Source organism: Nocardioides sp., assembly GCF_035547795.1.
Lineage (GTDB): Bacteria > Actinomycetota > Actinomycetes > Propionibacteriales > Nocardioidaceae > Nocardioides.
On sequence record NZ_DASZUF010000153.1, the window covers coordinates 1 to 10,824 of the forward strand.

Genomic DNA, 10,824 nt, shown 5'->3' on the forward strand with positions numbered 1-10,824 from the left:
GCGCATCGTCGGGTTGGTGCTGGCGGTGCCGGCCGCGGTGGTCCCGGTCGTCGGCCTGGGCTGGTTCGTCGTGGACGGCAACGAGTCGCTGACGACGCAGTGGCACGACGGGGTGCCGGCGTACATGGTGGAGACGGCGCAGAAGGCGCCGCAGAACGGCGTCCTGGTCATCCGCGGCAGCACCAAGGGCGGGCTGCGCTACACGGTGGTCCGCGGTGACGGCACCACGGTGGGCGACGACGAGATCGAGAGCCTCACCCCGGAGGACACGGCGTTCACCGGACTGGTCCAGCAGTTCGCCTCCCGGCCCACGCAGCAGGTCGTGGAGCGGCTCGCCGCGGCCGGGATCCGCTACGTCGTGCTGCCGCCCCGTGTCGACGGCACCGTGGCGGCGGCGATCGACCGCAGCGGCGCGGTCTCGCAGGCCTCGGCCGCCAACCGCGCCACCCGCGCCTGGCAACTGGATCCCGCCCCGCACGGTGACTTCGCGGGTCACCGCTCCTGGTTGCGGATCGGCCTGCTGGTGATCCAGGCGGCCGGCCTCGTCCTGGTCGTGGTGCTGTGCCTGCCCACCGTCGAACGGAGGCGGCGGGCATGACCGGACCGACCCGGGCCTCGCGCCGTCCCGTCGACCTGACCTTCGTGCTGGCGATCGCTCTGCCGCTGCTGGTCGGGCTGGCGCTCTTCCTCACCACCCCCGGCTTCGGTACGGCGTACTTCCACCCGCCGACCAAGCCTCCGCTGACCACGGCCGTCGTGGTGTGTCCCCCGGCGTCCGGCAGCGGCGACCAGGTGCAGGCGACCTCGCGCGCCGCCGGCACGATCACGCTCGGCGGGACCCCGATCGAGGTCGGGAAGAGCCAGGTGGTGACCGGCTCGCCCGGCGAGGGCAGCGTCGTGGTCGGCGCGAGCGGCGCCACCGCGCCCGGCCTGACCGCGACCAGGTCCTCCACCTCGCCAGTGGCGGCGGCGCCGTGCCTGTATCCCAAGACCGACGAGTGGTTCACCGGCGTCGCGGCCGGCCCGGCGCACGATTCGATCCTCGAGCTGGCCAACCCGAACGACGGCCCGGCGGTCGCCGACATCACGGTGATCAGCGACACCGGCCCGGTCAGCGTCCCGGCGCTGCGCGGCATCACCGTCCCCGGCCACGGCAGCCAGGAGCTCGACCTTGGCGCGGTGATGCCGCGCACCGGCGTACTCGCGCTGCACGCCGTCGTCGAGCGCGGCCAGGTCGCGATGGCGGTGCGTGACCGCTCCGCCCAGCTCGCCGGCGGCAAGGCCAGCGACGACTGGCTGCCCGCGCAGGTGCAGCCCGCGAGGCACAACCTGCTGGTCGGCATCCCGGCCGGCGCCGGCTCCCACCAGCTGACCGTCGCCAACGGCACCGACCAGCAGGTCACCGCGAAGATCAAGCTGGTCACCGCGAACTCGATGTTCACGCCGGAGAACGCACCCACCCTCGACATCGCGCCGCAGTCGGTCTCCCGAGTCGACCTGAGCCAGCTGCTGGCCGACCCTGTCGCGGCGGGGGTGCTGGGCATCCAGGTCAGCGCCACCGGCGCGGTGACCGCCTCGATGCGCAACGTGGTCAAGGGCGACCTCTCGATCACCGGCCGCAACCGCCACCTCGGCAAGGCGACCACCGTGGTGGTGCCGCCCGGCGCTAAGCAGCTCGTGGTCGGCGGTGCGAACGCCGTCGGCGCGCTCACCGTGACCGCCAGCGACGCCGACGGCAAGCGGCTGCTCTCCCAGCGGGTCGCGTTGGTGCCCAAGCAGGGCAAGTCGCTGGCCCTGCCCGACGGGGCGGTACAGGTCCGCATCGTCCCCGACCGGATCCGGTACGTCGGCTCGATCGTGCTCAGCGCCAAGGGCGGGGCCACCGTGATCCCGGTCAACCGGCTGCGCGTCACCGGCCGGGTGCCTTACGTCAAGCCGGGTCTCCCGCGCTGAGCGCTCACTCCGCGTCGTAGCGCGGGTCGACCTGCTCCGCGTCGATGCCGAGCAGCTCGGCGACCTGCTCCACCACCACGGTGAGCAGCATCGCCTCGAGGTCGCCACGGCTCTCGCAGCGGTGCTCGATCGGCCGGCGGAAGATCACCAGCCGGGTCGGCGTCGTACCGCTGCCGCGCACCAGCGAGGAGAGCGGCACGGTGTCCACCGACCAGTCGTCGGGGATCTGGGGAGCGTCCTCCACGGCGTACTCGACCAGGCCGAGCCGGTCCTGCCAGCGCTCGTCGATCTCGCTGACGATGTCGAGCACGAGGTCGTCGAAGCGCTCCCGGCGAGTGCGCAGCTCGGGCCGCCCCGGCACGCGCGGCAGCACCGCGGGTCCTCGCATTCCCCGGCCCCGACGATCACGCAACCTACTCACGACCGCGAGCCTAAACCGAGTGCGGCTGCGGCGGTTGTAGCGTGACGGGCGTGACCCTGGCCCGTCGTTGTTCGCGTACCGCCTGCAGTCGCCCGGCGACCTGCACGCTGACCTACGTGTACGCCGACCAGACGGCCGTGCTCGGGCCGCTGTCCACCTATGCTGAGCCGCACGCCTACGACCTGTGCGAGGAGCACGCCGAGCGGCTCTCCGCGCCGCGTGGCTGGGAGGTCCTCCGGCTGGCCCGCGAGCACGTCCCGCCCGGGCCCTCCGACGACGACCTGCTGGCGTTGGCCAACGCCGTGCGCGAGGCCGCGCGGCCGACCCCGGCGCCGCGTCAGGTGCCCGCCGAGAAGGGCACCCGCGAGGTCGGCCGCCGGGGCCATCTGCGGGTGCTCACCACCGACTGACGCGCGAGCCGACCGCCCGAGCAGATAGGCCGCGGACCATCTCGACGGGTGCCCGTCAGCGGCGGCGTACATTGGTTAGTGCATGTTAACTAACTACATGTCGCCGACCGGAAGGACGCAGATGGCTGACACCGGCACCGCCCAGCAGCGCAAGGTCCAGCGGGCGCAGCGTGCCGCCCGGGAGACCGCGAGTCCGCACTACAAGTGGATCGTGCTGTCCAATACGACGCTGGGCGTGCTGATCGCCACGATCAACTCCTCGATCCTGCTGATCGCGCTGCCGGACATCTTCCGCGGCATCAAGATCGATCCGCTGGCACCGGGCAACACCAGCCTGCTGTTGTGGCTCATCATGGGCTACATGGTCGTCACGGCCGTGCTCGTGGTCGGGCTCGGCCGGCTGGGCGACATGTACGGCCGGGTGCGGATCTACAACGCCGGGTTCGCGATCTTCACCTTCTTCTCGGTGATGCTGGCCGTCACCTGGACGCACGGCACCGCGGCCGGCCTGTGGTTGGTCGCGATGCGGATCTTCCAGGGCATCGGCGGGGCGATGCTGATGGCCAACTCCAGCGCGATCATCACCGATGCGTTCCCGGTCAACGAGCGCGGCCTGGGGCTGGGTCTCAACATGGTCGCCGCCATCGCCGGCTCGTTCATCGGCCTGATCGTCGGCGGTCTGCTGGCGCCGGTCGAGTGGCATCTGGTCTTCCTGGTCTCGGTCCCGATCGGCCTGTTCGGCACGGTATGGGCCTACCTGCGGCTGCACGACACCGGCGTACGACGCCATGCCGAGATGGACTGGTGGGGCAACCTCACCTTCGCCGTGGGGCTGATCGCCGTCCTGGTCGGGATCACCTACGGCATCCAGCCCTACCACGGGGACACGATGGGCTGGACCAACCCGTGGGTGCTGTTGGCCCTGGTCGGCGGTGCCGCGGTGCTGGCGGTCTTCTGCTGGGTGGAGACCAAGGTGGCCGAGCCGATGTTCCGACTGAGCCTGTTCAAGATCCGCGCCTTCACCTTCGGCAACGTCGCCAGCCTGCTCGGTGCGCTCGGCCGAGGGGGGCTGATGTTCATCCTGATCATCTGGCTGCAGGGCATCTGGTTGCCCCGGCACGGCTACAGCTTCGAGTCCACCCCGCTGTGGGCGGGCATCTTCATGCTGCCGATGACTCTCGGCTTCCTGGTCGCCGGCCCGACCTCGGGCTGGCTCTCGGACCGCTTCGGCGCGCGCGCCTTCGCCACCGGCGGGATGGTGGTGGCGGCCGGCAGCTTCGTGTGGCTGTGGACCCTCCCGGTGGACTTCAGCTACTGGCAGTTCGCCCTGGCCCTGCTCGTCAACGGCCTCGGCATGGGACTGTTCGCCGCTCCCAACCGCACCGGCATCATGAACAGCCTGCCCGCGCACCAGCGCGGAGTCGGCGCCGGGATGAGCACGGTGTTCAGCAACTCCGCGATGGTGCTCTCGATCGGCATCTTCTTCTCGCTGATGATCACCGGCCTGGCCTCGTCGCTGCCGCAGACGATGATGCAGGGGTTGACCGCGAACGGCGTACCGCACGACGCGGCCGCCCAGGTCGCCGCCCTGCCGCCGGTCGGCGTGCTGTTCGCCTCGCTGCTGGGCTACAACCTGATCCAGTCGCTGCTGGGCCCGCACGTGCTGCACCAGCTGCCGACCGCGACCCAGGCGCACCTGACCGGGCACGAGTTCTTCCCGTCGCTGATCTCCGGGCCGTTCGCCGATGGCCTGGGCGTGGCCTTCGGCTTCGCGATCGCGGCCTGCCTGATCGCGGCGTTCGCCTCGGTGTTCCGTGGTGGCAAGTACGTCCACGACGACACGAACGATGCCGTCGACGGGGACTCGAACACCCCCTCCGAGCTGATCGCCGAAGGCGCGGAGTGAGCACGGACGAGCCGGTGAGCGGACCGATGAGCGGACCGGTGGGCGAGCCGTCGGTGGGGGAGCTCGCCGGCGGGCTGCGCACGGTGGTCAACCGGCTGGCGTACGCGCTGCGTACCCCGGTCGCCGCGGACGGGATCACCCCGACCCGGCTGGCCGGCCTGATGACGCTGATGAAGCACGGGCCGCTGCGCCCCGGCGACCTGGCGGCCCGGCTCAGCATCAGCGCCGCCAGCGCCTCGCGGCTCATCGACGTGCTGATCGAGGGGGAGTGGGTCGGGCGCGAGCCTGACCCCGACGACCGGCGGGCCTGCCTGATCAGCCTGAGCCCGCACGGTGTGGCGACCCTGGAGCGGCTGCGGCGCGAGGGCACCGGAGAGCTGGCGGCAGGCATCGAGGCGCTCCCGGCCGACCAGCGCGAGTCCCTGGCCGCCGCGCTGCCCGCCCTGGTCGCGCTCGCCGACCACTTCCTCGACTCCACGGCGGGTCCCGCGCGGGTGGGTCGCGGCTGATCCCGTCCGGCTCCCGTCCGGCTCCCGTCCGGCGGCGACGAACAACGCCGCCCGAGCGCCGGTCCCCGAGATCTCCTAAGGTTGGCCCATGGCCGACCCCGTGATCGACCCCGCGCAGGTCCTCGCCGTCTTCAAGGCGTATGACGTGCGGGGTACCGTCCCCGACCAGCTGGACGAGGACCTCGCGCGGGCGACCGGTCGGGCCTTCGCGCGGGTGGCCGCCGCGCCGAGGATCGTGGTCGGTCACGACATGCGGCCCAGCTCGCCCGGAATGGCCCGGGCGTTCGCCACCGGCGCCAGCGAGCTCGGTGTCGACGTGCTGATCATCGGGCTGGCCTCCACCGACGAGCTCTACTTCGCCTCCGGCCATCTCGGCCTGCCCGGCGCGATGTTCACCGCCAGCCACAACCCGGCGCAGTACAACGGCATCAAGATGTGCCGTGCCTACGCGGTACCGATCGGGCTGGAGTCGGGCCTGGCCGAGATCCGTGACCTGGTCATCGCCGGCGTGCGGGTCGACCCCGCCGTCGCCCCCGGGATCATCGAGGAGGGCGACGTCCTCGAGGCGTACGCCGAGCATCTCCTCACCCTCGCGCCGGTGTCCGGCCGTCGGCTCACGGTGGTGGCCGACGCCGGCAACGGCATGGCCGGCCACACCGCGCCCGCCGTCTTCGATCGGATCGAGAGCGTCGAGCTGATCCCGATGTACTTCGAGCTCGACGGCACCTTCCCTCACCACGAGGCCAACCCGCTCGACGAGGCCACCCTGGCCGATCTCAAGGCGCGAGTGCTGGCCGAGGGCGCCGACGTCGGGCTCGCCTTCGACGGCGACGCCGACCGCTGCTTCCTGGTCGACGAGCAGGGTCAGGCGGTCAACCCCAGCGCCATCACCGCGCTGATCGCCGACCGGGAGCTGGCCAAGACCCCCGGCGCGACGGTGATCCACAACCTCATCACCTCGCGGGCGGTCCCGGAGCTCATCCGCGAGCGGGGCGGCCGGCCGGTTCGCACCCGGGTCGGGCACTCCTACATCAAGGCCACCATGGCCGAGACCGACGCCGTCTTCGGCGGCGAGCACAGCGGTCACTTCTACTTCCGCGACTTCTGGCGGGCCGACTCCGGGATGCTGGCCGCGCTGCACGCCCTGGCGGCGCTGGCCGAGAGCGACGTGCCGCTGAGCCGGCTGCTGGCGTCGTACCAGCGCTATCCGATGAGCGGGGAGATCAACTCCACCGTGGCCGACCAGGCCGCGGTGCTCGCCGAGCTGCGCAGCACGTACGCCGAACGGGAGGGTGTCACCCTCGACGAGCTCGACGGGCTCACGGTGAGCCATGCCGAGTGGACCTTCAACGTCCGCGCCTCCAACACCGAGCCGCTGTTGCGGCTCAACGCCGAGGGCAAGGACGCCGACACTATGGCGCGGGTGCGCGACGAGGCGCTCGCCATCATCCGGAAGGACCGTCCATGACCACGCTGGGGCTGGACCCGAAGCTGCTGGAGATCATCGTCTGTCCGCAGTGCCACGGCGCGCTGCTGCCGGTCGAGACGTCCGAGGGCGGTGAGCTGACCTGCCAGGGCGAGTGCCAGTTGCGCTATCCGGTGCGCGACGGCATCCCGGTGCTGCTGGTCGACGAAGCCAGCAAGTGACGTCATGACCTGGTTCGACGAGTCGCGGCTCGACGACGAGGTCGCCCTCTCCACCGCCGACCTGCGGCTGCGCGCGCTGGCCGAGTCCGGCTCGCGGGTGCGCCGCGAAATGGGGGCCGCGGCCGACGCGGTGGCGGAGGCCGTCGCGCGGCGGGACGGCGCCGGCCGACCGCGTGCGGTGGTCGCCGCCGGCCCCGACTCCCGGTTGCTGCGGGTGGTGCTCGAGCCGACCTGCCCGGTGCCGTTCGTGGCCTGGCCCTCGCTCGGCCTGCCCGGCTGGGCCGGCTCGTTGGACCTGGTCGTGGTGCTGGCCCCGGACGGCTCCGACCCCGGTGCTGCCGCCGCGGTCGCGGAGGCGAGCAGGCGCGGCTGCCAGGTGGTGGTCGCCGCGCCACATGCCTCGCTGGTGGGGGAGCACGCGACCGGCCGAGACACCACCCTGCTCCCGGCGCAGACCACCGACCAGCTCGCCCTGGCGGTGGTGATGCTCGGGTTCCTCGACCAGGTCCGGCTGGGGCCCGGCACCGATGCCGAGGCCGTCGCCGCGGCCCTGGACGAGGTCGCGGTGGCGTGCTCGCCGTACCGCGATCTGGCCGTCAACCCCGCGAAGGCGCTCGCCATCGCGCTCGCCGACAGCACCCCGCTGGTCTGGGGCGGCTCGGCACTGGCCGCGCGCGCCGCCCGCCGGGTGGCCGAGTCGCTGCGGCGGGCCAGCGGGCGGACCGCCATCGGCGCCGACGCCGACCACCTGCTGCCGGTGCTGGAGGCGGCCCGCCCCCGCGACGTGTTCGCCGACCCGTTCGACGGCGGCGGCGAATTACGGCCCGCGCTGGTGGTCCTCGACGACGGCGACACCGAGCCGATCCTGGTCGAGCAGCGCCGCCGGCTGGTGACGGTCGCTGACGGCCGCGGCATCCGGGTCGAGGTGGTCACCGCGACCGGTGAGGCGGAGGTCGCGCGGTACGCCTCGCTGCTGCTGCAGGGCAGCTATGGTGCCGAATATCTCAGGCTGGGCTTGGTCGACGACTGAGTGATTCCCAGGTTCGCGGGGTACACATGTGCGGTGTCCCGACGTGATCCCTGGCTCGACAACACCAAGATGGTGCTGGTCGCACTCGTCGTCGTCGGGCACTCGCTGGTGATGCTGCCGTGGCAGCCGACCCACGACCGCATCTACGACTTCATCTACTTCTGGCACATGCCGGCGTTCGTCTTCGTCACCGGCTACCTCTCGCGCGGCTGGAGCTACAGCCCGGCCCGGGTCTGGGGGCTGGTGCGCGGGCTGGTGGTGCCCTACCTGCTGCTGGAGTGGGCGCTGACGTCGTTCCGTGAGGTGGTCGGCGGCGAGCACTTCCACCGGCTGTGGATCGTGCCGCACTGGCCGATGTGGTACCTGCCGGCCGTCTTCTGCTGGCGGTTGGCCACGCCGGCCTTCCGGCGGCTGGGCGTGTTCGCGCTGCCGGTCGCGGTGGGGCTGAGCCTGATCGGCGGGTACGTCGCCTGGGACTACCTCGACACCCGTCGCATCCTGGGCTTCCTGCCCTTCTTCGTGCTGGGGACGCTGATCCGTCCGAGCGCGCTGGCTCAGCTGCGCCGGGTCCCGGCCCGGGTCGCCGCCGTCGGCGTACTGGTCGGTGTGTGGGTGCTCGCCGGCAACCTGTCGCAGTGGGCCCAGACCCGCTGGCTCTACTACTCCTGGCAGTACGCCAACCTGCACTCGAGCCTCTCGCCGATCGCGACCCGTGGGCTGCTGTTGCTCATCGGCGTGGCCGGTGCGCTCGCGGTGATGGCGCTGATCCCGGCCCGGGGCGGCTGGTTCAGCCGGATGGGCGCGGCCAGCCTGGTGGTCTACCTGTGTCACGGGTTCGTGGTGAAGGCGGTGGGCTACACCGCCTATCCGCACTGGGCGGCCGGCCACGTGACGCTCTCGCTGGTGCTCAACATCCTCGGCGCGATCTGCGTGGCGCTGCTGCTGGCCTCGCCGTGGGTGGCGCCGCGGCTGGAGCGCCTGATCGACCCGCTCACCTATGCCGAGCGCCGCTTCGACCACGCCCGCGACCTCCACGTGGAGGCCACCGAACTCGAGGAACGGCCGCGCGAGCTCGCCGGCGTGGGCTGATCCCGACCTGACTGCCGCTACTGTTCGGGCCATGCCCGACCGACCCCTCGCACGCGGATGAGCGCCGGCCTCTTCGGGCTGCTCGACGACGTCGCGGCGCTCGCCAAGCTGGCCGCGGCCAGCGTCGACGACCTCGGTGCGGCGGCGGGCAAGGCGACGGCGAAGGCGGCCGGCGTGGTCGTCGACGACACCGCCGTGACGCCGCAGTACGTGCACGGCATCGCCGCCGAGCGGGAGATCCCGATCGTCAAACGGATCGCCCTCGGCTCGATCCGCAACAAGCTGCTCATCATCCTGCCGGTCGCGCTGGTGCTCAGTCAGTGGGCCGACTGGCTGCTGACCCCGATCCTGATGATCGGCGGCTGCTACCTCGCCTTCGAGGGGATGGAGAAGGTCTGGGAACGGCTGAGCGGACACGACGAGCACGGCGAGGCCGTCCGGCACGACCAGACGGAGCGGGAGCTGGTGGCCGGCGCCGTACGCACCGACCTGATCCTCTCCAGCGAGATCATGGTGATCGCGCTCGACTCGGTCGCCGACCAGTCCTTCTGGACCCGTCTGGTGGTCCTGGTCGTGGTCGCGGTGGTCATCACCATCGCGGTATACGGCGTGGTCGGGTTGATCGTGAAGATGGACGACGCCGGCCTCCTCCTCGCCCAGCGCTCCTCGGCGACCGCTCAGCGGATCGGCCGCGCCCTGGTCGCGGGCATGCCGCGGCTGCTGGAGGTCATCTCCGTGGTCGGCACCGTGGCGATGCTCTGGGTCGGCGGCCACATCCTCGTCGTCGGCACCGACGACCTGGGCTGGCACGGTCCCCACGACGTGGTCCACCACCTCGAGCACGCCGTCCACGGCGGCGTGCTGGGCTGGCTGGTCAACACCGCCCTCTCCGCCGTCGTCGGGCTGGTGGTCGGCGCGGTCGTCGTCGGCGCGCTGCACGTCGTACCGCGACGCACGGGTCGCGGGGATTCCGAGATCGGCTGAACCCGGTTCTAGGCTGATCGGGTCCGCGTGGGAGATCCCGAGGTGCGCAGATGCGCGACGCAGACGCCGTACGTATCGACGAGGAGAGACCATGGACTTCCAGGTCGCCGACCTAACTCTTGCCGACTTCGGCCGCAAGGAGCTCACGCTCGCCGAGCACGAGATGCCCGGCCTGATGGCACTGCGTGCCCGTTACGGTGACAGCAAGCCCCTCCAGGGCGCTCGCATCGCCGGCTCGCTGCACATGACGATCCAGACGGGCGTGCTCATCGAGACGCTCGTCGCGCTCGGCGCGGACGTGCGCTGGGCCTCCTGCAACATCTTCTCCACCCAGGACCACGCTGCGGCCGCGGTCGTCGTCGGGCGCGACGGCACCGTCGAGGAGCCGAAGGGCACCCCGGTCTTCGCCTGGAAGGGCGAGACCCTGGCCGAGTACTGGGACCTGGCCGAGAAGGTCTTCGACTTCGGCGACGGCCTCGGCCCCAACATCCTGCTCGACGACGGTGGCGACATCACCCTGCTCGTGCACCAGGGTGTCGAGTTCGAGAAGGCCGGCGCCGTACCGTCGCCCGACTCCACCGACAACGCCGAGTACAAGGAGGTGCTGCGCGTCCTGGGCCGCTCGCTGGCCGCCGACCCGCGGCGCTGGACCACGATCGCCAATGGCATCAAGGGGGTCTCCGAGGAGACCACCACCGGCGTGCACCGCCTCTACGAGCGGTTCAAGGAGGGCTCGCTGCTCTTCCCGGCGATCAACGTCAACGACTCGGTCACCAAGTCGAAGTTCGACAACAAGTACGGCTGCCGGCACTCGCTCATCGACGGCATCAACCGCGCCACCGACGTGATGATCGGCGGCAAGGTTGCCGTGGTCT

12 protein-coding genes are annotated in these 10,824 nt (G+C 71.5%); 11 read left to right on the plus strand and 1 reads right to left on the minus strand.

Annotated elements, in window-relative coordinates:
- Together VHA72_RS10360 and VHA72_RS10365 are read left to right on the plus strand one after the other, a co-directional pair.
- The coding region (locus VHA72_RS10360) for a hypothetical protein (protein ID WP_325574904.1) at window positions 1–598 on the plus strand (598 nt) is incomplete at its 5' end.
- Window positions 595–1,953: a DUF5719 family protein gene (locus VHA72_RS10365; RefSeq protein ID WP_325574906.1), complete on the plus strand. Its 1,359-nt coding sequence runs from the start codon at window positions 595–597 to the stop codon at window positions 1,951–1,953. The genes VHA72_RS10360 and VHA72_RS10365, both read left to right, overlap by 4 nt.
- A gap of 4 nt (window positions 1,954–1,957) precedes the next feature.
- Here the strand turns inward: VHA72_RS10365 and VHA72_RS10370 are convergent, their stop codons facing one another.
- A complete protein-coding gene (locus VHA72_RS10370; protein WP_325574908.1) occupies window positions 1,958–2,341 on the minus strand; it encodes a metallopeptidase family protein in 384 nt (127 codons plus the stop codon).
- Window positions 2,342–2,424: 83 nt separating this feature from the next.
- Between VHA72_RS10370 and VHA72_RS10375 the strand changes: the two genes are divergently transcribed.
- The 9 genes from VHA72_RS10375 to VHA72_RS10415 all read left to right on the plus strand — a co-directional run.
- A complete protein-coding gene (locus tag VHA72_RS10375) occupies window positions 2,425–2,784 on the plus strand; it encodes a DUF3499 domain-containing protein (protein WP_325574910.1) in 360 nt (119 codons plus the stop codon).
- A gap of 121 nt (window positions 2,785–2,905) precedes the next feature.
- Window positions 2,906–4,690, plus strand: a complete 1,785-nt coding sequence (locus VHA72_RS10380; RefSeq protein WP_325574912.1) for an MFS transporter — start codon at window positions 2,906–2,908, stop codon at window positions 4,688–4,690.
- Window positions 4,691–4,716: 26 nt separating this feature from the next.
- Complete coding sequence (locus VHA72_RS10385; protein WP_325574914.1) at window positions 4,717–5,199, plus strand: MarR family winged helix-turn-helix transcriptional regulator; 483 nt, start codon at window positions 4,717–4,719, stop codon at window positions 5,197–5,199.
- An 88-nt stretch (window positions 5,200–5,287) separates the two neighbouring features.
- Window positions 5,288–6,667, plus strand: a complete 1,380-nt coding sequence (locus VHA72_RS10390) for a phosphomannomutase/phosphoglucomutase (RefSeq protein ID WP_325574916.1) — start codon at window positions 5,288–5,290, stop codon at window positions 6,665–6,667.
- Window positions 6,664–6,846 carry a Trm112 family protein gene (locus VHA72_RS10395; protein WP_524538589.1) on the plus strand — a complete coding sequence of 61 codons (183 nt, stop codon included), beginning with the start codon at window positions 6,664–6,666 and terminating at the stop codon, window positions 6,844–6,846. The genes VHA72_RS10390 and VHA72_RS10395 overlap by 4 nt, the downstream gene beginning before the upstream one ends.
- A gap of 4 nt (window positions 6,847–6,850) precedes the next feature.
- Window positions 6,851–7,876: an SIS domain-containing protein gene (locus tag VHA72_RS10400; RefSeq protein ID WP_325574918.1), complete on the plus strand. Its 1,026-nt coding sequence runs from the start codon at window positions 6,851–6,853 to the stop codon at window positions 7,874–7,876.
- 33 nt (window positions 7,877–7,909) lie between these two features.
- Entirely contained in the window at window positions 7,910–8,965 is a 1,056-nt protein-coding gene (locus VHA72_RS10405) for an acyltransferase family protein (RefSeq protein WP_325574920.1), read from the plus strand.
- Window positions 8,966–9,022: 57 nt separating this feature from the next.
- Window positions 9,023–9,949 carry a DUF808 domain-containing protein gene (locus VHA72_RS10410; protein WP_325574922.1) on the plus strand — a complete coding sequence of 309 codons (927 nt, stop codon included), beginning with the start codon at window positions 9,023–9,025 and terminating at the stop codon, window positions 9,947–9,949.
- 91 nt (window positions 9,950–10,040) lie between these two features.
- A partial coding sequence (locus VHA72_RS10415) for an adenosylhomocysteinase (RefSeq protein WP_325574924.1) occupies window positions 10,041–10,824 on the plus strand: 784 nt, incomplete at its 3' end.